This window comes from Bacillus sp. CDB3, assembly GCF_002081505.1.
Lineage (GTDB): Bacteria > Bacillota > Bacilli > Bacillales > Bacillaceae_G > Bacillus_A > Bacillus_A cereus_AT.
In genome coordinates this window covers 1-19,967 of sequence record NZ_ALBR01000133.1, presented here as the reverse complement: position 1 = coordinate 19,967, position 19,967 = coordinate 1, and the positions used below count along the sequence as shown (strand labels likewise).

Genomic DNA, 19,967 nt, shown 5'->3' with positions numbered 1-19,967 from the left:
CTCCTAGTATCAAACCACATTCCTTTAAACGTTTTGTGACTTCAATGTCTTCAGGGCTTGCAGTAGGGTCCCCGCTCGGATGGTTATGGAAAAATAATACAGAAAATGCATTATTTAACAAACAACATTTGAAAATTTCCCTGGGATGTACCACCGTAGCATTTATTGAGCCAACATGCGCCCGATGTATTGCATTAATTTTATTTTTTGTATCTAAGCATATTACAAAAAATACTTCTCTATCCTCATCTCCAATATAATACTGTGCGATTTCTGCAACCTTTTCAGGAGCATTAAGTTTAATTTCCGGGTCAAAATCAAATTTCCATTTCTTTTTACGTCCAACTTGTTTAATTCTTAGAACCTCATATACTGTTTCCATATGTAGTTCCCCCTAGTTTTAGATTTTTGATTAGAAGGGGATTTACTCCCCTTCCTTTTGTGATTATTGAGTTCGAGTGTAGTAACCTTGTAATCGTTCAAAAAAGTTCCATCTGACTTGCTTTCCGTTCGTTACCGCCATTTGCTCCGCTACAAGTTGCACCGCATTTATAACATCATTTTCTGGTACATCTAATTCGAGGCTTGCAATTACTGGTGTATCCTCCCAATTAACGCCATTTTCTTTAATACGAAACTCAACTCTTGTTTTCACATATTTTGTATTAGCAGATTTCATTTTCTCCACTCCTCAATTTATTATTAAATCGGTTATATGAGCCTATAGAATTTGCTCTTTTTATTGGCTTTTCCTTCCCCCTTTCCTTAACTTAATTATACCAAAAATATCATATAATTTATAGTATTTTATGATATTTTTGGTATGTTTTGATAGACAACTTTCGACAAAACTTGCAATCTAGGGATTTCAACTGAGCGTAGCAACACTGGAACGGAGGGGTCCTGGCGCACTGGCAACGAATCATGGGGAGAGTGCGCAAAGGGGGCGTTTTTAGCGGGTGGAGATTTTTTGAGTGGGGTTCTCAAAAAATACTACCCAGCGTTGACCGAAACGGAGCGTAAGCGTAGTGGAACAATTCGCATGGGTTTAGCGAATTGCCGAGCGTTTCCCCATGATAGCCTCGTTTGGCAGCCAGGCCATGAAGTGGAATTGTTGTGAAGCGGGCTTTCTTTTCATTACTTCTTGAATGACTTTCAAGTCTTTTCTTCTTCGAACTGATCTTAGAAAAACGCTCCGGCCACGCCGTTAAGCGACAGCCTGGAACCCAGCTATTGTTTCCTCCTTGCATTTCCTTCCTAGCTTACAAGAGCGGGTTAGCGGGTGGAGTAGGTGGGGAGCGGTGTTATCAGCCTGTTAGTCAGCGTTTTGTGCTGGCTTACAGGCTGTTCATGAGCTCAAATGATTTTTAAGTGTTGATTTGGAATAAAAATTAACCGTTTATAAAAAAGTTTAACCGCTTTGAAAAAAGATTAACTGTTTATAAAAAAGTTGCACCGTTTTATCCCTTTAGATATGCTTATCTAAAGAAAAATTTTTATTAACATAAAAAATAAAACTTATAAATATAAAATACTTTTAGTCTGTTACCACTTTCTATGAATCGGCTTTATTTACACATAAAATATTGGTATGAATCCAATTAAAATAAAGAATGAAAAGGTGATTATATGTTTTGTTGTACTAACTGTTTTAATAATAAATATATAATGGAGTATATAGAAAACGAAGGGGAGCATGACGATTGTAATTACTGTATGAGTTGCGATGTACCTGTCATTGATATAGCTAGAATGGGAGAGTTTATTCGTGAGTCCCTTTCAAAGGCATATGTAAATGCAACAACAGATGGTATCCCGTACCATCTACACGAAGATTCAGCGGAAACAATTAATGAGGTTTTACGCTATTCAGAGTGTATTTTTTCAGAAGAAATAGACGTCAACGATAAGTGTGAAGAGCTTATGAAAGATATGTTTGAATCCAGTGGACCATCAAATCGAGATATTGCTCAAGGGGATATTGATGTGTGGGAAAATGGGGAAGCACAGATTGTTCTTAAAGATAGTTTTTATGGCCTATATAATAGTGATTTTGCTTTAAATTGGGAATGGTTCAAAGAAGTCGTTAAACACGGAAATCGCTTTTTTGACTTGAATGGAAATAATTCCAGAGAAAGTATGCTATCAATATATGATAATTTCTTTGCGCTTATGGAAGTAGACCTAGAGGCAGGTTCTTTAATTTGGAGGGCGCGTTGTAATTCAAATGGACCGTTCGAGGATATTAAAGAGCGTTCTTCAGAGTGTGGACCTCCACCAGCTAACGCTGCCAAATCATTTCGAATGAATCCAGATGGAATCTCATACTTCTACGGGGCAGAAGATAAGGGGACTTGTATAAAAGAAATTAGAGCTGTTGAAGCAGACAATGTGGTATTTGGACAATTCCAAACTAAACGTAGTATGAAACTTATTAATTTAAGTAAGGTTCCAAACGTGACATCTTCTTCTATATTTTCTGATGATTATGATCACAATATGGTTTGGGCAAGGGATTTTCTATCATTATTTTGTGCTGAAATTTCAAATCCTGTTGATGAAAAAGTTGCTCCAATTGAATATATACCAACTCAAATTTTATCGGAGTATATTAGATTAAAAGGTTATGATGGTGTATGCTACCATAGCAGTTTTACTAAAAAAAACAACTACACACTGTTCTGTGGTAGAGCAGAAACAAGTTCTTGGTATTCTAACTTGTATAACGATGATCCTTTAGTACCTGATTTTATGAAATGGCTAGATTTAGTTCAATACGAGTATGTTAAAGCTCAATGTGCAAATCATTCTTAAACAAACTTTATTTAAATAAAGTTTGTTTTTTCATTTTATTTTAATAAAATGCTTGCTTAGTGCGACATTGATGTCGTGCAATTTTAATCCGAATGGTCATGTTTTTGATGTTGAATTTTTATGGTAAGGATATAAAAGAGGTAGCTTGCTATTTACAAACTACCTCTTTTATTTAAATATTAATTGTCATACAAATTGAGCCTTTTTCCTCCATAAATTTTGCAGCTTGCTGATATGTCATCTGTTCCCCGTATGGACGAAAACCCACTTTGTAACAAGCTCTCATTTCTGTTAGATTCCAGACTTGATTTACAAATGGTTTCTCACCAACATGTTGATTTAGTAGCTGGATCATTTCTTTTTCTGTCCCTCTAAAATTCGAGATGCCATATACTTCAACCTCTTCATCTCTATCCATCGGCCAATATGTAGTTAAATTATATTCAAGATTTGCTATCATTTTCATTTTAATTTCTCCCCTTTCATTGTTCGGAATGAAAGCAATTTTGGTGAAAAGAGTTGTCATGGCGCTGAACAGCGTGAAGCGTACAACGTATCAAAAAAAGGTAGGGATTCTTATAAAGCTCAATGATTTAGGTGGTGTTGCGAGTGCAGTTAACGAGCTTACAGCACCTTAACCTACTTAGCTTTATTTAGAAGCCTTTTGCTTTTTGAAGACCATTGATTACTCTTATGAACGAAAATTATAATTAGGAGAACAAGGGAAGGAAGACGTACACTACAACCCTGTTTTGGGTTGTCTGGTTTATTCTGAAAGAGATAAAGACAACTGATCCCCAGCGTTACGAAAGTTCGCTAGGGATCAAGGAAAAGCGGATTGCATATGCCTATTTATGTTGCTTTGAAATAAAGTCTGATTGTTTATAATAAAGTTGTACCGTTTTGAAAAAAGATTGAACAAAATAAGATGTTAATTTCATAGTGAATATTGATTTATCAATGTTTATAATATATTTTGTTCAAACTTTATTATAAAAAATGTCTACTGCAATCAATTACATAATCGGTTTTAATCAATCTTTTTTATAAAGCTACATTAATCAAACAACTCCGTATACACTATAAGCTAAACTTTCTACAGTACAAATCCAACAATCTTCTAGACTTTCGACATTAAATAATTCGTCCCAATTAGTTGCACTTGGTACATAACAACTATTAGCGTCATATATATTATCAGTACCTTCTTCTTTTGCCATACTCATTTTATATCTATACCAATCTTCCCACTTTATAATGTCTAAGATTGTTCCTGCTACGTGTTCATACCACTCACCCTTAATCATTCCTTGCTCCCATTTTGAGTATATTACAAGTACAATATGTCCATCTCGTTTTTCAAATCTCAACGAACTTTTGTCACATTTAGCTTCTTCAGCAGTTTTGTATTTTGTAGGCATTGGAACTTCTATTTGATAATTTCTGTTATTTACCCAAAAATCACCAGAAAATTCATGTATATAAGTTAAGTCTTTGTTATGCATTTTAAGCCACCCTTTATATTGTTTTAATCAATCTTTTTTATAAAGCTACATTTAAATCGTACACTCTTGTGTAAAATAAGAGGTATTTTGTGTTGGATAGTTATCGATATTATCAAATAAATCTATGTTACTTTTCATAATGTCCATGAACTCTGCTTCTGAAATATTCTTAGGTTCCAAGATACCTTCATCCAAATCCTTTGTATAAAAGTCTATTTCCCATTCTATTTGATAATCACATTGTTTTATCCATAGAATATTGGGTTCAAAATTTAATATATTTTCTCTATCAAAAGAACAGCTAATTAAATTTGTTAAATAACACGAGTTTCCATTTTCAAAATAAAGCTTTTGGTCGTTTAATTCTTCCGACTCAAATAATTTTTCATTTCCCTCACCATCAAAAACTTTAAATAATACATTAATAGACATCGAGCCAAGATAATCGCTTTTATAAGAAAATGACTTACTTGGTAAAAACAAATAATCATAGCCTAATCTATACTTTTTTATTAATTTTATATTTTTTTCTTCTCCGTAAATCGTCATAATTTATTCTCCTTTACTTTGATTTACTACCTACTTTTTTGAATTTTGTTTTTTGGACTGTGGAAATTCAAATTCTAATTTCCCACCACTTAATCTCAAAAATGCATCAAATTCTTTACCTGATTTTCCTTTTAATCCTTTGATAATTGTAGTTCTCTTGCCTTCTAACAGCTTAATAACGTTGCTCTCACTTATTTTTTTCCCCAGGAACTCTTTAGGGAGGGAAAACTTACAGCTATCTTGTTGATCTTTTACATATCCAGTACAGCCATACATCTTTTTCTTATCTAAAACAGGTTTATTACACAATGGACACTTTCCTAGATGATGTTCTGTTTTTTTCTCCTCTATAAACTCATCTATATTCCATTTGTTTACTTGTTCCTTTGCATCAGCAATTAGTTTTTTGTTAATTTTTTTGAAGTTTCAACGAAAATTTTATCGTCTTTCTTTCCTTCTCCAATACCTTTTAGATACTCTTCCCATTTTGCAGTAAGATCAGGAGAGCCTATTGCGGTATCTTTAATTGCTTCTACCATCATTTTCCCTTTGTTGGTAACATTCACAGTATTTTTTACGATTTTAATGTAAGAAAGTGCCTTTATTCTTTCAATGATTCCGGATCTTGTTGCTTCGCTCCCAATATTATGTTTAGCCATCAATGTAATAAGTTGGCCTTCTGTATATAATTTGGGTGGCTGTGTTTTACCTTCATATATCTTGATTTCCTTTGTATCTACTTGCTGCCCTTGTTCAACAATCGGAAGAGATTGGTCTATTTCATCTGTTTTTTCCTCTTTTTCTTCTTTTCCAAATACAACTTGCCAGCCTAAATGTATAATTTGCTTTCCTGTTGATTTAAAAATCCCTTTATTAACTTCAGTAAAAAGATCTGTTTGATTATAAGTCATCGGTTTATAAAATGTTGCAATGACACTTCGAACCACTTCATCATAAAGCCATTTCTCATCCTGTGAAAGTGATTCTAATTTTGGCACTTGATTCGTTGGGATAATTGCATAATGATCACCACATTTTGCATCATCTACATATGCTTTTTGATCTACAATTGTATCTCGCTCTTTATTTTCAATTAGAGATTGATATTCTTTTAAGCTTGATAATTTTTCTAAGATGTTTGGCAATTGTTCCGCTTCTGCAGCTGGAATATGTGTGTATTCTGAACGAGGGTAACTTAAAATCCTCTTGTCATATAAACTTTGTGCTGTCTCAAGTACCTTCTTAGGTGACATTTTATGTTTACGATTCAATTTAGCCTGTAGGCTAGATAAATTGTGTAGCTTAGGTGCTTGTTTAGATTTTTGTTCATTTTTTACTTCTTTAATAATGGATGAATGATGTAAGAGTTGTTGCAAACATGATTTTGCATCTTCTTTTGAGGGAATTTTCATGATGTTATTGTCTTGTAGAAGTTTTCCAACGTATTCTGTTCCATTCGCTTGAAAATGACCATGTATTTCATAGAATGGCTGCACTTTAAAACTCTCTAACTCTTTTTCTCGTTGTCTTATAAGATTCAACAAGGCGCTCTGTACTCGTCCCGCACTAAAAATTTCCTTAACGCCCTTCTCTCTAAATAGCAGACTAAATAATCTAGAGGAATTTAGTCCTATAACCCAGTCACTTTCAGCCCTTGCTCTCTCCTCTAAATAATAGTTGTGCGTTTCTTTAGCATCTCGCAAATTTTGAAATCCTTTTCGAACAGCTTCTTTCGTCATACTTGCAACCCACAGTCGTTTTTGCGGTTTATGATTGACTCCAGACATAATAATAATATTCTTTGCAATAGCCTCACCAGCCCTCGCAGGGTCCGTTGCAATGACTATCTCATCAGCCTTTTGTAACCATTGCTTTGCATTGTTGAACATCGCTTGCTTATCTTTAGATACCTTCATTTTAAATTTTTCAGGAATCATTGGTAATTGATCCATATTCCAATTTTTCCACTCGTCCTTATATTCATCTGGACTGCATAATTCAACAAGGTGTCCAACTGCTGATATCATAACAACTTCTTTATCACCAAAAATTTCTTTATCTGTTATAGTAATATGCATTTTATCTTGCTTTGCACTTTGGAAAGCTTCAGAATAACTTTTCATTTGCTGTGGCTTTTCACATAGAATGACTGTCCTCATATTTTTAACACTCCTTATTCTTCTGATATTAAAACTGTATGCAAATGAAATACAGAGTCTTTTTGGTCTAAATGTGCTACAGAAAATATGTTTTCCGTACCATTCTTTTCTGTTTCGATTAATTGAGAAAATAATTGTTCTACCTGTCCGGAATTCAATAGATGTTCGCAATTTTCACCTGTATCTTCGTCGTGTATATCCAAATAAATAATATCGTTTTTCAAAATTTCTAAACGATTACGGTCTAAAAATACTGATAACACTTTGTACATCATATCTCTTAACTGCATTCGATCCTCAATGCTACTAGGGAACCGCATTACATCTAATTCATTTTTTGATTTCATTAGAAATACATTTTTATCCGTTAATTCATTAGTCCACTTTTGTTTTTTGTCTGTTCTAAATAAATAATTCAAAAAATTAACGAGATGATTTTTATCATTAAAGCCTACTTTCTCTGAAGGCTCAAAATCTACATTTAAATGAATAGTCATGTGTTAACTCCTACTTTCTTTTTAAGAATTTTGTTTTTGCCTATAGACATTATATTTTTCTCTATATCTTCTAAATGTTCTTCTGTTAATGCCTGTTACTTTCTCTATATGATTCTCTGTTTCGCCTTCTAAATATAATTTGAAAGCTTGCTGTAGCTTGGGGCTATCAAATTCATATTTAGGCTTGCCACCCTTAAATTTCCCTTGTTTTTTTGCTATGCTAATTCCTTTCGTTTGTCTTTCTTTAATTTGTTTCTTTTCATTTTCATCTTGATAATCTTGATATTTGTAAAGCTCAATTATTAAGTTTGTAATCAGTCCTCTTAAATTATCATTCTCTCTCCCACTAAACGTAGGAAGATTAAGGACCTCAAGTGTTGCCCCCTTGCTTTGAATAACATTCATAATTTTTATTAGCTCTTTTTTCTTTCTACTGAGTTGATCTAGTTCAGTAACAACAACAATGTCTCCCTCACAAATAAAGTCCAGCATAGCGTTTAATTGCGGGCGTTGTATGTGTTGTGGACGTTGTAGATGTTCTGTAGATTGAACACACATATTATCAATAAACATTTTAGAAACATCTTTTAGCTTTTTTATTTGTCCGTCTAGACTTTGGGTTTTACTATTTACACGGATATATCCTGTTTTTCCCATGAATTCGTACTCCCTTATTACTTCGATACTTTAATATTAAAAATCCAGCCGTTTTTAAAATGACTGGATTTTTAATATGATTTTAATAGGACATAACAACTAAATTGTTTCCTTTAATTTCAATGTGTTTAACTTTTGCCTTTTCCGGTGCAAGCTCTGGTTTAAAGTTACTTTCTGTAAAAATATGAACTTTTGTTCCTTTTCCTGGTTTCCCAAGAACAATAGAATTTTTTGTTCCTTTTCCTGGTTTCCCAAGAACAATAAAATTGTTTGGAGTATCTTTCGAATTAGAAAAGTTTGGACATAAAACAAGTGGATTAATCAATTAAAGTCACCCTTTCCTTTTGTTATAAATACAAATTTCTAATGTTTCATTCTTATTTAATTTAAACTAAACGTTTAAATAAATTATACCATTAGTTCATATAAATGACAACAAGATATACTTTATTGTCAGAAAAAATACAATTCGAATAAGTGTACATATTATTTTTTTTACAAGAATATACCCTGTTTTCATTCCAATTACGATACGTGAAATTTTACAATTCATAAAAAAATTTCTAGATTATTTCTACTCATTTTTAGTTTGCAACTTTAATTGCATGCTCGGGTGTCCTTCAGGAAGTAGGTCCATGTCATAAAGTCTTGCTTCGATTTTCCCCATACACATATTTAAATTTTTCTTCAGTTGACGATCACTAATTCGTAAAACTTCCCATCCTAATTTATTCAAGTAGGCATCCCGAATAACATCTTTCCTTTTCGCCTCGGGTGTATTGTGGAATGTGTAACCATCCACTTCAATACACAGTTTCTTCCCGTTTGTCCCGTATATAGCAAAGTCTAATCTGTATTTCCCAATCTTCTCTTGTACTGTAGGAGAAAGGCCCATATAACGTAAATGGTCATAAACTTTTCGTTCTAAGTTATTTGCACACTGTTTTCTTTTCATATCGCTTTCAGGATCATAAGAGCTTTTTTCAAGAATGTTTGCTAATACATAAAAGAATAATGCAGCCACTATAACAACCAAAACACCATTCATATATTTCTCACCTCATCCCTTATTATTTATCATTAAAAAAAGTCGGATAGGCACGAACTACAGAACTCCTACATAAGTTATTTACACGTAGCATTCAAAAAATTAATTAGGCAATTACATCTGTTCTTACTTATGTATCATTACCTATGTTTTAAACGTCCACACCTAGCAATATCAAGAAAAAATAAAACTGTTTATGGGCGACGAGGGCGGGAGACCGAGGGAAGCCCATAATGCCCAATTTCCAAAGTTTTTATACACAAAAATTAAATTTTTTTTAATTCATCTCATCAATCTTAAAAGGGGGATGTATATTATGTTTGCTCGTCTAAAAACTTTATGGAAACAATACCAAGAACAAAAAGAGGAAAAAGAACTTATTCAAATAATGAGAGCTAGGACTAGAAAAGCTTTTCATTCAGCACAATTGTTTTTAGTGCAAAAGGACAAATTCACGGATTTAAAAGTGCATATATACCCAGAGATACGCAATATAAAATTAATGAATCATGCAGAAATTGTTTTCACAATACCAAAAGGAATGAATCCTGAAGACATCAGAAAAAAGGAGTATGTATTTAAGCAATATCTAAGTGATCGTGCAGAATTGGAGGTAGGAACTTTAAAAACTGTAATACGTATTTTTCCCGATGAAATTCAAAATGTCTTATATGATTATGATGCTTTTCCAATACAAAACGAGAAATTACCTGTTGTATGCGGTGTAGATAAATTTAATCAATACGCCATTTATGACATGGTGGAACACCCTCACTTATTAATTGCTGGCACAACTGGAAGCGGAAAGAGTACACAAATACGCTCAATATTAGCAACCCTTATTCAGCATAAAACACCTGAACAATTGCATCTTTATCTATGCGATTTAAAGAAATCTGAATTTCATCTTTTTCAAAAAGTACAACACGTAAAAAGTACTACGTATACAGCAGATTCTCTTTATCCTGTGCTAGTGAAATTAAAAAAAGAACTAGAAAGAAGAGGTGAAATCCTTAATCAACACGGATATTCACATATTGACCAATTACCTAAAAAACTTCCTTACATTGTTTTGTGCATCGATGAATACCCTTTGTTACAGCATAAAAAAGCTATTACGGATATTGTAGAAGAAATTAGTTCAATTGGCCGAACAAATGGTTTACTACTCATCCTTTCAATGCAGCGACCAGATTCCAAAGTAATTGATGGGAAAATAAAAAACAATTTGAATGTGACTATGGGCTTCCGGTGTAAAAATGCCATAAATGCAAAGGTCATGGATTGCCCTGGTGCAGAAAAAATTCCTAAGACAGCTAAGGGACGTATGATACTTAATTTCGATACATTAGAAACCATACAGGCTCCGTTTTTATCTGAAGATAAAACGAGGTCAATTCTAAAGAATTTTAAAAACACACAGGATGGAGAATGTCATAACCCAGGAAGTTCACTTGATGAGGAAGAATCCATTTTTGGAATGTTGGGGGATGAAGAAACATTATGAATAAGCGAGATAAAGACATTATTAATGATTTATATCGTTTTCGTATGTTAAGTAGAGATCAAATTATAGGATTACACTTTTCTTATTTAAAAAAACCTGTTAGCACTTGTAACTTAGTTCTAAAGCGACTACAAGACCGAAGGTATATAAAAGCATTCAAAAGTTTCCAGCCATTTGTATATGCTCCAATGGATTCTAAAATAAAGGAAAACAGCCAAAAAATATTACATTTTTTAGCCATTGCAGATACCTTTATTGAAATGAAAAAATATGAAGAACCAACTCATGTACTTGTAGAACCGAAGTACGCTGAAAAAGGGGCTATTGAACCAGACTTGTTTTGTATTTTTAAAAGAACTCCATTTTTTATTGAAATACAAAGAAATGTCTATTCAGAGAAGGTAATGAAAGAAAAAATCGGTAGGTATGAAACGTTTTATTATTCAGAAGCCTGGAAAGAGTTCGAGTGGCAAAAGAAAGATAAAAAGGTATTTCCAATCATTTTGTTTATAACAGATACACGTTACAACATAGAAACTAATGTGTTACGTATTGTGCAAGCCCCAAATATTACAGATTTAATTCATCTATTTGAGTCAAAATCTCCCCCAAATAAAAAAATTCCCCATGCAGTATCTAAAGGTCAAAAACCCACAATTCGTATAAAGCTATAGCTGTAATTCATTAAGAACTTTTTTAGAACAATAAAAAAGATTAACCGATTCGGTTAATCTTTTTGAAGTTTCAGAAGCGTTATATTGCTTCGTAAAGACCTTACTATTAATAAACATAATAGCAGGGTCACTCATCTTTTTTACTAATATTTTCAAGTACTCATATCCTTCTCTTGTAATCAATAGTTCTCTACCGATCATTTTCACGCTACCCTTCAATAAAATATTTGAATGCCTTATCCATAAAAAATATATATATTTAGGGTTTTTACCTAGCTTCATACTTGCCTCACGAGCCGTTAAGATTTCATTCCATATGTATGACAAAAACGTTTCACCTCCCAGCGTTTGAATTTCTTTATTCTATTCATAAAGAACTATACAACATCATTTTTTTGAGGCGCTATAACTTTTTATCTTTCATTTTCTTTTTTACGCTGTTGCTGCTGTATTTGTTGCTCTTGTCTATTTACTTCCACTTCTTTTTCTTTTCCTAAACTTCCATAAAGCAAATTACGTTCTTTTGTCATTAATGACAACTTATAATGTAATTCAGCTTCATCAGTTATACCATAATTCTTTTTTAGATAGTTCATATCACGCTTGGCAACATCATATTGCTTAAATTCATGATAATGCTCTTGCTTAAATGCCATTTTATTTTCAGCCTTTTTATAAGCCACGATTAAAGGGTGACTCTTTTTATAAGTTTGGAAACAACCTTTCATTTTCTTTAATCTGAAAATTTCATTATCAATACCTAAAAGTTGCTTTTCAAAGCTGTCAATTAACGCTTCCTTATTTGCTTCAATTTCATCAAGTTCCGTAAGTGAGACATTTTGTTTATATAGCTTAGAGCTTAATTCATTTAAATAATTAATGTTTTGTTTGGTAGCCCACCTCTGGAGCCCCTTATTATTTTTAAACTTCTCTTGTGATTTGTCTATCCATTGTCTGTTAATTATACTTGTTTTGATTGGTGAATAACCTTTGTTTTCTATTCTAAACTTAATAGAGGATTCAAGATAATTAAATCCCATCGTTTTAGTGCGCATAAACTTCCCTGACTTCGGATTAATAAACGATAGATATTTCCCTTGTTTATGCTCATATCCTTCTTTTTGCATTAAGCCTAAAAATTCATCAAACGAATTTGATTTTGATATGTTTTTATCAATTGTTTCTTCTAAATTCCCTTTGAAGGATTTCTTCTTTGATCTAGCCACATATTCGTTAAAAGCTAAATATTTTCCCCTTCCCTTTCTTCCTTCTTCGATTATCGACAAACCATATTTTTCAGAGATTTTATCATTTTCTTCACGTAATCTATCCAAAGTATTTACACGCTTTGAATCGAACATTTTTAACTTATTAAAATCAATATCATTGAAAATGATATGATTGTGTAAATTATCTGTATCTGTATGTGTAATGACTGTATATTGATGATTACCCTTCAAATAATTATCAGCAAATTCTACTCCGTATTGATGAACTTGCTCTGGCGTTAAATTATCGTCACTATCAAATGATTGAATTATCATTCTTGCACTCACGTTTTTATTACAATCATTTTTTTCATTGTAGTCAATTAAAACACCTTTAAAGTCCTCCTCTATTGTTTCAACAGCACACTCATAAGATGTAACTAATTCCTCGTTTGTTTTATGGGGTTGCATACTGTAATTAATGACATCTTTTAAGTTATTAACTTTTTGTATTTTAACAATAGACATTTCATTCAGTCCTTACCTAATAAATTTCATACTCATCTAGTATATCTTTCAGTTCAAACCAATCATCGTCTGAAAAAACATTATCAAGTTTGGATAACTTAAATTTCAATTTCTGTGCAAATATAAAAATGCAATCGGCCAATTTTATTAATTGGTTATCATCTAACTTAAAAAGCGTATCCCCATATAAATATTGCCATACGTATTCTGTTACTTCTTTATCTTGTTCAGGCGAGTTTTCGATACATTCTATGATATAAATAAAATCTTCTTTTATCTTTTCGTACACTTCTTCTAATACTAATTTTTTTGGTATCTGTATTTGATTTTCAGTTAACGATTGTATTAATTTTTCTTTCTGTTTTTTACTCAAACTATCACTATTAAACTTGGTTTTCAAATCAAGTAATCGGTTATATTCTGTTTTGATTAATTTTATGATTTTCTTCTGATTAATGCTAAGGAAATCAATATCATTATCCGTGTAAATCCCATCTGTATTGATCCTTCTAATTAGGCTATTTATATTCTTACCAATATAATTTATTTCTTTAGTTAAATCTCTATAAACTTTCATATCCACTTCCAGTTTGAAATGTGTTTTTGCACTATCAATAAGAAACGCTGATACCGTTTTATAACCTAATTCCGTTGCTTTATTTTTCACAAATTCTTTATCGTCTTTAAATAATTGAATTTCCAGTCTTTCCTTTTTTCTATTTTCTCTCAATTTCATTTCTCCTTTCACAAAAAATCGAGCGCAGCGACAACAAATATAGAAGGGATTTTATAAAAAATCGCTTCTATATATTTGTAAAGGTCGTAGGAATCTCCTACCAAGTCAAAAACAACGTTTTTGGGGTTTGCCCGGGCAAACCCGTAGCTTGCCCTTTGCTAAAACCTCAATAATTCTTTCTGAAAATTATATCATCTTCAGCCAAAATATGGTATAATTTAGTTAAATAATTTATAAAGGGGTTGGTCTGAAAATGGTTGCTGTAGATGAACATACACAGGTCGCAATGGAAGTCGTAGCACAGTCTTTAAAAATATCAGAACAAACTTTATTACGTCTTTTAGAGGCATTATCAAAATTGCTGGAAGGTAAAGAACAAGAACCAAAAGATTTTATATTTGATGATAAAACTAAAGTTGGGAAACAAAAAATTAGCGATCTTATGAAAAAGCATGAAAAAACTGGTGGCATAGTTGCTTTAGATGAAAATTTAACAAAGCAACAGTTAAACGATTATCAAAAAGAGTTGAAAAAATTAGGCGTGGATTTTTCTGTTGTGAGAAACGGTAAAGAGGATTATTCTTTCTTCTTTTCAGCAGCGCAGGCAAACGTAATTGAAAAAGCATTAAAAAATATTGTTGAAAGAAAAAGTGCGGTATTAGAAAAAGAAGAAGTGAAGACAGCAGAAAAAGATTTGAAAGAAGTTCGTCAAGAATTAACACCAGATCAAGCCGAAAAAGTAAAAGCAATCTATGATGAAATTACGACAGCAGAAAAGAAAGAACCAAAAGAAAATAATATGAATTATGATCGTTTGTCAAAGCAAGAAAAGCTTCTTTATGCGAAATTAGAAGAGCTTGATGAAGTCAAAAGAGGTTTATACTCACAAGAAGTTAACCGTGTTGAAAAACTTTTTGAAAATCGTCACAAACAAGATGTAGACGTAAACAAGGAAGATAAACTAACAGAAAAAGAAATTCTTCCTGAAAAACCTTTGGAAAAAGTGAGAACAAAGGTTGCTGATTTGGATGAAAAAGAGCAGAATCTTTTAGGCCAAAAAGTTGGATTAGTTGCTGGGGAAATTAGCGAAAGTGAATATAATGAACTGAAAAAAGACTTTTCACCCGAACAAATCGAAAAGATTGAAAATATATTTGATGATTTATTGAAAGAAGTTAAAAATGAATCTATTAAGGATAATACCGTAGAAAAGGAAGCTCTTCCTGAAAAACCTTTGGAAAAAGTTAAAGAAATTGTTTCGGAAGAAATTCAAAAAAAACCTTTGGAGAAAGTGAAAGAAATAGCCTCTAATTTGGATGAAAAAGAACAAAACCTTTTAGAGCAAAAGGCCGGATTAGTTGCTGGAAAGATTGGCGAGAATGAATACAAAGAAATGAAAAAAGACTTCTCACCAGAGCAAATTGAAAAGATTGAAAAATTAGTTTCTGAAAATATTGCTTCAGGCATTAAACCAGGAGCTATTGTAGATGGCAAAATTAACGCTAATGTGTTTGCTGATTTATTGAAAAAAGTTAAAAATGAATCTATTAAAGAAAAAACTGAAGTTAAAACAAATGCTAAAGATGATAAAGATCAAGTTAAAAATATGCTGAATTCATTGAGCAATGATGAACAAAAATTAATGGTCCAATATACAAAAGTTATGTCTGAAGGATTAAAGAATCAAATTGCAGATGAAAGCTCAGATAAAGAGTCAAATAAATTTAATGAGATGGTAAAAAATTTCACTCCTGAACAAATCGAAAAAGTGTCTGCTGTTGTTAACCAAAATGTTACTACGGCCTCATATTCAACTGAGAAAGAAAACGGAAAAATTCATGTCGATAATTTTCAAAGTATTCTTACAGATGTGAAGAAAGAGATTGCAAAAGAAAACGGAAAAGAAAAAGAAAAAGCTAAAGAAAAGGAAAAAGATACCCCTAAACAAAAGAAAGTTGAATATTCAATGGAAGGCGTTAAAAATCTTGATGTCAAAATCAAGAATGAGGAAAAAGAAGTATCGAAAGATAAGAACAAGAAACAATCAATTAGTCGATAGATATTTAAAACGATAGGTATTTTTATTATCTATCGTTTTTTTAAAATATCATAAAGAGAGGAATGAATATTATGGATAAAGAGAGAGAGGAAATTTCATATAGAACATTATGTGAATTTGAAAAAAGTTTCCTTGAAGATTTCAAAGAAAAAGATGATGGAAATATAGAATTTTCCTCATTCAATTTGGAAGATAAAGAAAGAACAACTCCTACTCAATCAATCACATATACCTCCTTTAAAGATTTGTTTGAAGACCAATATAAAGAGGCATTTTTGACAAGTATTGAATCATTGGATTTGAAAGAAATAGATAACAAGTTAGGTGCTGGCACATTACAAACAATAATAGCTAGAGATACAATCATTCGTACTCATTATGAAGAAATAACAAAAGAACGGGATTTAGATAATGATGGTACACCCGATCGGATAGATATAGACGACACAAAGAGTTCGGTTCAAACAGTTGGAGATTTGGACAAAGTAAAAAATTCAACCAACAAAGAAACAGAAGAGGAGAATGAGGAGAATGAAGAGAAAAAAGGGAAGAAACCAAAAAGAAAAAGTCATGATATGGAATTATAAAGGAGCGAATATCTATGGGCATTCTAAAGTTTATTATTAGGGCAATTATAAAGCTATTGATGTTTACAATTACAATTTCATTTGCAGTCATCAAGTTTGTGGTCTTTTTTACTTTGATGTTTTTAACACTTGGAGCTATTGCATCAAAGACTCAAAAATATTAAAAGTATTTTAAGTGCAGCTCACGAGTATGGGAAAAATACAAAGTGATGCACATTCCTTAAATTAAAGGTGATACTTTAGGTGGAATTTAGATAAAACTATATTTCAAACAACTTTAAACCCTCCTGTCGTCGCCTGGTGGGTTTTTTATTTTTATTGCAATCCACTTTAAGGCACATCTTTTTAAAAGCGCCTCCATCCATTCTGAAGCGTTTAAATGGATTTTTAATCTTATAAATTCATAAAACTAAAAGAGAAATAGATTATGGGTTAGGGAGATTAACTAAGAACCCAGACATGTTCGATTTATCCCCTCAACGAAGTTGGGGGGATAAATCAGGACATGTCGGATAAATCCCGAGGATTTATCCGACACAACGCAAAAAAAATGGGAGGGGATAACCCCCTCCCATTTTCGTTTTTTTTCTTACTTCTTCTTGTCCTGGATCTTCTTTGCAGTCTCCTTCGAGATCTTAATCTTCATGTTGCTGCCGACATCGTTCGGCTCGGGCTTTCCGTCCTTCTTACCCATTGTATTTCCCTCTCGTTCTGTGTCTTTAGGGCTTTTCCCTGCTGACATGCATAACTCTACACGACCGAAACAGCTGTTGCCAGTCAAAACAATGTGATGTATTTCATACTCAAGGTGCACCGGGACGGCTCGGGCTGATTGGCTGAAGCCGACATGTTCGATTTATCCCTTAACGAAGTTGGGGGATAAATCAGGACATGTCGGATAAATCAGGATATGGGACATATTTTGATTTATCCTGGGCTTCGGGCAATCAGCCCGAGCCAATAAAAAAAGACTCTATTATCTGGCATCCATATTTTTCAAATACCATTGTAAAGTAAATATAAAAAACCTTCTTACTTCGAATCTATAAGTAAGAAGGTTTTTATTTGATTTTTCAAATCAAATTTTCTTTATTTACACCGCTAAATAAATTTCCTTTTGGTGGTTCTTGCTTCACTTCTGGTTTCGTTTCTTTTTCATTTGCACTCTCTGTTTCTACTGGATCATCTTTTGGAGACTCCATATTTTGAACAGGGGGCTTTTCAGAAGCCATTTTAGGAACGGACATAGCTGTATTACCTTGCAATAAAGCTTTCATTTGGTGAAGTTCTTGATAAAATTCATCTTTCATCAATAAATCTCTATGCATTGCTTGTTGTGCTTCAAAACTTTTCACATCTAACGTGCCATATTGCTTAATGAAAAATTGTGCCAAAGTCACTAATGAGTCACCTATGTTATCTTGGTTTTCGTACCATTCCCAAAAATCCGGATCATTTACTTTTTTTAGTTTCCATCCATATTGTTCTGGTTTTCCTTTTGCTTTCATACCTTACCACCTACCTAAACTAACACTTCATTTGCTAGTACATCTAAGCCTTCAATATTCATATCAACAGCATATTCAGCTGGAATCCATAGCAATTCCAGTTTATTTTTCTTACAGAATGATACTAAATCCTTTTTCAAATCATCCTCTAATGCGATTGACCCACCACCATAGATTGCAATTACTTCAGCTTCACTAGCTGTGTTGTTTCTGTATTTATTGCGAATGTCTCGTAAAATATTTTCAGCTTGAACAAAACGTGTTTCATAGAAAAATCCTTTAGATTCTTTGTGGAATTTATGCTCTGTTTTCAATAAAATTTCAGCAAATTGTTGTCGAGTAAGTTCTCCAACTCCTGGTCTATTACCTTGTAATAATGCGATTGCCTCTAGTAATGCATGCCCAATCCCTCTTCGTTCACCAGTACAAGAATCTGGAATTGGATTTAATCCATCGGTATAGATGTATTCCGTTGTTCCATCACCGATATCAGCATGAAGAATTTTCTTTTTAGAGAATACTTCTACAGTCAATAAATTTTGAATTTCATCTTCACTATACTTTAATTCTTTTTCACAAAACTCTACATATCTATCAAACATTTTATTATCGCCGTCAGCAAGCGCACGGATCATTCGATATAATGGCGGAATCCCTTCGCGTGTTACTGTTACTTTTTCAAAATTAACTGTTACTGTCACTTTTTCTTCGGCAACATCTACGATTGCAATATGTGATTTTTCCACAAATCTTTTCTCTAACTCTCTAGCGTGTTCCGGTTCCCATTCGCTAGCTGGGATAGCTGTAGTTAGATTCACTTTTACATCAAGTGTTTTGGGTAAATTTCTAGTTTCTCCAAAATCCTTCTGGATTGCCTTTGCAGCCACGATACTAACTAAATGAATAATCGGTAGATCATCTTCATGTTTTCCACCTTCTTCAATATCCATTGTTGTTGTATCTTTAGCAAAATTCATAGCACGTTTTCCTACAATAAATTGGCCACTACGTTTAATTGAAGAACTTGTAATATGGACATTTAATTCGTCTAGTAAATTCACAACACATTTTTCGATATCAGTTTCACTTGGAGTAAGAGGTTTGAACAAACGTTTGTATACGCTTGGAACTTTTTCAACCTTATCCTCAATTTTGAACTTAACTTTACTATTTCCAATATCCGCTTTTAAGTTAAATACCATACTCATATTTATCTCTCCTTTTAATAACATTTTTATTCTTTTACAAAAACTATATAAAAACTATATAAAAACTAATTGATTACAAAAAGATTATTTATTAATACCTTAATGATATTTTACCATGTTTTTCCGAGAAGTGCAATCATAAAGTTATCAATAAAACTCAAAATGATTACTTTTTAATTACTTTTAAATATTTATAAAGGTTTTTATTTGTAATTAATAGGTTATTTCTATGGCATTTAGTGATAAAGTGTTCTTAGAGATAAGAAAAACAATAGAACGAATTACTTTTCGATTACTTAATGATGACTAAAAGTTATTTTGTAATTTGATCACTTTTAATATAGAAGAAAACTCTACGTTTCTAGTTATAGAATCAGTTCCTTTTACTATTTTCTCTACAAATTTTTATGTGTTATTTCTGGAAGCTGATTTAAACACAAAGACTCTTGTTCTATGAATTTTTGTGTCTAATCAAAAACAAAGAGTCCTAGATGATAATTAATTATCATCTAGGACTCTTTGTTTAAAAAACCTGATTTCTACAGTTCAACAATAAAGGAATTACTTCCAGAATTGCCACCACTTCTTTTTTTTCTTTTGTTTTGATTCTAATACTTCTCGTAATGTTTGCAGCAACAATTCATCTCGTTTTTTTATACTTTCATCGACATATTTCCGTAATTCCTCCATTTCTTGCCTGATCCTTGCTATCTCATTTGCTGT

22 protein-coding genes and 1 pseudogene are annotated in these 19,967 nt (G+C 32.3%); 6 read left to right on the top strand and 17 right to left on the bottom strand.

The annotated features are described in order from the left end of the window. Both CDB3_RS31010 and CDB3_RS31005 read right to left on the bottom strand, forming a co-directional pair. On the bottom strand, positions 1-382 hold a 382-nt coding region (locus tag CDB3_RS31010), incomplete at its 3' end, for a JAB domain-containing protein (RefSeq protein ID WP_128857140.1). A 63-nt stretch (positions 383-445) separates the two neighbouring features. Further along, positions 446-679, bottom strand: a complete 234-nt coding sequence (locus tag CDB3_RS31005; protein WP_128857139.1) for a hypothetical protein — start codon at positions 677-679, stop codon at positions 446-448. A 950-nt stretch (positions 680-1,629) separates the two neighbouring features. Here CDB3_RS31005 and CDB3_RS31000 point away from each other — a divergent pair. Next, positions 1,630-2,814: an RES family NAD+ phosphorylase gene (locus CDB3_RS31000; protein ID WP_128857138.1), complete on the top strand. Its 1,185-nt coding sequence runs from the start codon at positions 1,630-1,632 to the stop codon at positions 2,812-2,814. A gap of 172 nt (positions 2,815-2,986) precedes the next feature. Here CDB3_RS31000 and CDB3_RS30995 read toward each other — a convergent pair whose 3' ends face one another. Then, complete coding sequence (locus tag CDB3_RS30995; protein ID WP_256869997.1) at positions 2,987-3,280, bottom strand: hypothetical protein; 294 nt, start codon at positions 3,278-3,280, stop codon at positions 2,987-2,989. Positions 3,281-3,323: 43 nt separating this feature from the next. On the opposite strand from CDB3_RS30995, the gene CDB3_RS32850 reads away from it, so the two are divergent. After that, the gene (locus CDB3_RS32850) at positions 3,324-3,452 is read left to right on the top strand and encodes a hypothetical protein (protein ID WP_256869996.1); all 129 of its coding nucleotides are present in this window, start codon (positions 3,324-3,326) and stop codon (positions 3,450-3,452) included. A 423-nt stretch (positions 3,453-3,875) separates the two neighbouring features. Here CDB3_RS32850 and CDB3_RS30990 read toward each other — a convergent pair whose 3' ends face one another. The 8 genes from CDB3_RS30990 to CDB3_RS30955 form a co-directional block, all read right to left on the bottom strand. Further along, complete coding sequence (locus CDB3_RS30990) at positions 3,876-4,319, bottom strand: hypothetical protein (RefSeq protein WP_128857137.1); 444 nt, start codon at positions 4,317-4,319, stop codon at positions 3,876-3,878. Positions 4,320-4,370: 51 nt separating this feature from the next. Then, positions 4,371-4,868: a hypothetical protein gene (locus CDB3_RS30985; RefSeq protein WP_128857136.1), complete on the bottom strand. Its 498-nt coding sequence runs from the start codon at positions 4,866-4,868 to the stop codon at positions 4,371-4,373. Between the two features lie 30 nt (positions 4,869-4,898). Continuing rightward, positions 4,899-5,177, bottom strand: coding sequence for a topoisomerase C-terminal repeat-containing protein (locus CDB3_RS30980; protein ID WP_128857135.1), 279 nt, complete (start codon positions 5,175-5,177; stop codon positions 4,899-4,901). A gap of 89 nt (positions 5,178-5,266) precedes the next feature. Beyond that, the gene (locus CDB3_RS30975) at positions 5,267-7,027 is read right to left on the bottom strand and encodes a DNA topoisomerase (protein WP_128857134.1); all 1,761 of its coding nucleotides are present in this window, start codon (positions 7,025-7,027) and stop codon (positions 5,267-5,269) included. A 14-nt stretch (positions 7,028-7,041) separates the two neighbouring features. After that, complete coding sequence (locus CDB3_RS30970; protein ID WP_128857133.1) at positions 7,042-7,524, bottom strand: hypothetical protein; 483 nt, start codon at positions 7,522-7,524, stop codon at positions 7,042-7,044. A 21-nt stretch (positions 7,525-7,545) separates the two neighbouring features. Continuing rightward, positions 7,546-8,181 carry a recombinase family protein gene (locus CDB3_RS30965; protein ID WP_128857132.1) on the bottom strand — a complete coding sequence of 212 codons (636 nt, stop codon included), beginning with the start codon at positions 8,179-8,181 and terminating at the stop codon, positions 7,546-7,548. An 82-nt stretch (positions 8,182-8,263) separates the two neighbouring features. Next, positions 8,264-8,506, bottom strand: a complete 243-nt coding sequence (locus tag CDB3_RS30960; protein ID WP_256869995.1) for a hypothetical protein — start codon at positions 8,504-8,506, stop codon at positions 8,264-8,266. Between the two features lie 249 nt (positions 8,507-8,755). After that, positions 8,756-9,229, bottom strand: a complete 474-nt coding sequence (locus CDB3_RS30955) for an endonuclease domain-containing protein (protein WP_128857131.1) — start codon at positions 9,227-9,229, stop codon at positions 8,756-8,758. A 316-nt stretch (positions 9,230-9,545) separates the two neighbouring features. Here CDB3_RS30955 and CDB3_RS30950 point away from each other — a divergent pair, with 316 nt between their 5' ends. Together CDB3_RS30950 and CDB3_RS30945 are read left to right on the top strand one after the other, a co-directional pair. Continuing rightward, complete coding sequence (locus CDB3_RS30950) at positions 9,546-10,736, top strand: FtsK/SpoIIIE domain-containing protein (RefSeq protein WP_128857130.1); 1,191 nt, start codon at positions 9,546-9,548, stop codon at positions 10,734-10,736. Then, positions 10,733-11,410: a replication-relaxation family protein gene (locus CDB3_RS30945; RefSeq protein WP_128857129.1), complete on the top strand. Its 678-nt coding sequence runs from the start codon at positions 10,733-10,735 to the stop codon at positions 11,408-11,410. The genes CDB3_RS30950 and CDB3_RS30945 overlap by 4 nt, the downstream gene beginning before the upstream one ends. Here the strand turns inward: CDB3_RS30945 and CDB3_RS30940 are convergent. From CDB3_RS30940 to CDB3_RS30930, 3 genes are all read right to left on the bottom strand, one after another. Further along, positions 11,405-11,737, bottom strand: a complete 333-nt coding sequence (locus CDB3_RS30940) for a hypothetical protein (protein WP_128857128.1) — start codon at positions 11,735-11,737, stop codon at positions 11,405-11,407. The two genes, CDB3_RS30945 and CDB3_RS30940, sit on opposite strands and share 6 nt — an antisense overlap. A gap of 86 nt (positions 11,738-11,823) precedes the next feature. Beyond that, positions 11,824-13,146, bottom strand: coding sequence for a relaxase/mobilization nuclease domain-containing protein (locus tag CDB3_RS30935; RefSeq protein ID WP_128857127.1), 1,323 nt, complete (start codon positions 13,144-13,146; stop codon positions 11,824-11,826). Positions 13,147-13,162: 16 nt separating this feature from the next. Beyond that, a complete protein-coding gene (locus tag CDB3_RS30930; RefSeq protein ID WP_128857126.1) occupies positions 13,163-13,882 on the bottom strand; it encodes a hypothetical protein in 720 nt (239 codons plus the stop codon). 253 nt (positions 13,883-14,135) lie between these two features. On the opposite strand from CDB3_RS30930, the gene CDB3_RS30925 reads away from it, so the two are divergent. Continuing rightward, positions 14,136-15,941, top strand: a complete 1,806-nt coding sequence (locus CDB3_RS30925) for a hypothetical protein (protein WP_128857125.1) — start codon at positions 14,136-14,138, stop codon at positions 15,939-15,941. Between the two features lie 71 nt (positions 15,942-16,012). Further along, positions 16,013-16,528, top strand: a complete 516-nt coding sequence (locus tag CDB3_RS30920; RefSeq protein ID WP_128857124.1) for a hypothetical protein — start codon at positions 16,013-16,015, stop codon at positions 16,526-16,528. Positions 16,529-17,601: 1,073 nt separating this feature from the next. On the opposite strand, the gene CDB3_RS30915 is transcribed toward CDB3_RS30920, so the two are convergent. The 3 genes and pseudogenes from CDB3_RS30915 to CDB3_RS33280 form a co-directional block, all read right to left on the bottom strand. After that, positions 17,602-18,036, bottom strand: a complete 435-nt coding sequence (locus CDB3_RS30915; RefSeq protein ID WP_128857123.1) for a hypothetical protein — start codon at positions 18,034-18,036, stop codon at positions 17,602-17,604. 14 nt (positions 18,037-18,050) lie between these two features. Then, positions 18,051-19,244, bottom strand: a complete 1,194-nt coding sequence (locus CDB3_RS30910) for a ParM/StbA family protein (RefSeq protein ID WP_128857122.1) — start codon at positions 19,242-19,244, stop codon at positions 18,051-18,053. 561 nt (positions 19,245-19,805) lie between these two features. Then, positions 19,806-19,967 (bottom strand): annotated as a pseudogene (locus tag CDB3_RS33280) (MerR family transcriptional regulator); the annotation flags it as partial.

Coding starts and splice junctions, on each gene's coding strand:
- CDB3_RS31005 (WP_128857139.1), bottom strand. CDS start 679: ATGAAATCTGCTAATACAAAATATGTGAAAACAAGAGTTGAGTTTCGT.
- CDB3_RS31000 (WP_128857138.1), top strand. CDS start 1,630: ATGTTTTGTTGTACTAACTGTTTTAATAATAAATATATAATGGAGTAT.
- CDB3_RS30995 (WP_256869997.1), bottom strand. CDS start 3,280: ATGAAAATGATAGCAAATCTTGAATATAATTTAACTACATATTGGCCG.
- CDB3_RS30990 (WP_128857137.1), bottom strand. CDS start 4,319: ATGCATAACAAAGACTTAACTTATATACATGAATTTTCTGGTGATTTT.
- CDB3_RS30985 (WP_128857136.1), bottom strand. CDS start 4,868: ATGACGATTTACGGAGAAGAAAAAAATATAAAATTAATAAAAAAGTAT.
- CDB3_RS30975 (WP_128857134.1), bottom strand. CDS start 7,027: ATGAGGACAGTCATTCTATGTGAAAAGCCACAGCAAATGAAAAGTTAT.
- CDB3_RS30970 (WP_128857133.1), bottom strand. CDS start 7,524: ATGACTATTCATTTAAATGTAGATTTTGAGCCTTCAGAGAAAGTAGGC.
- CDB3_RS30965 (WP_128857132.1), bottom strand. CDS start 8,181: ATGGGAAAAACAGGATATATCCGTGTAAATAGTAAAACCCAAAGTCTA.
- CDB3_RS30955 (WP_128857131.1), bottom strand. CDS start 9,229: ATGAATGGTGTTTTGGTTGTTATAGTGGCTGCATTATTCTTTTATGTA.
- CDB3_RS30950 (WP_128857130.1), top strand. CDS start 9,546: ATGTTTGCTCGTCTAAAAACTTTATGGAAACAATACCAAGAACAAAAA.
- CDB3_RS30945 (WP_128857129.1), top strand. CDS start 10,733: ATGAATAAGCGAGATAAAGACATTATTAATGATTTATATCGTTTTCGT.
- CDB3_RS30935 (WP_128857127.1), bottom strand. CDS start 13,146: ATGTCTATTGTTAAAATACAAAAAGTTAATAACTTAAAAGATGTCATT.
- CDB3_RS30930 (WP_128857126.1), bottom strand. CDS start 13,882: ATGAAATTGAGAGAAAATAGAAAAAAGGAAAGACTGGAAATTCAATTA.
- CDB3_RS30925 (WP_128857125.1), top strand. CDS start 14,136: ATGGTTGCTGTAGATGAACATACACAGGTCGCAATGGAAGTCGTAGCA.
- CDB3_RS30920 (WP_128857124.1), top strand. CDS start 16,013: ATGGATAAAGAGAGAGAGGAAATTTCATATAGAACATTATGTGAATTT.
- CDB3_RS30915 (WP_128857123.1), bottom strand. CDS start 18,036: ATGAAAGCAAAAGGAAAACCAGAACAATATGGATGGAAACTAAAAAAA.
- CDB3_RS30910 (WP_128857122.1), bottom strand. CDS start 19,244: ATGAGTATGGTATTTAACTTAAAAGCGGATATTGGAAATAGTAAAGTT.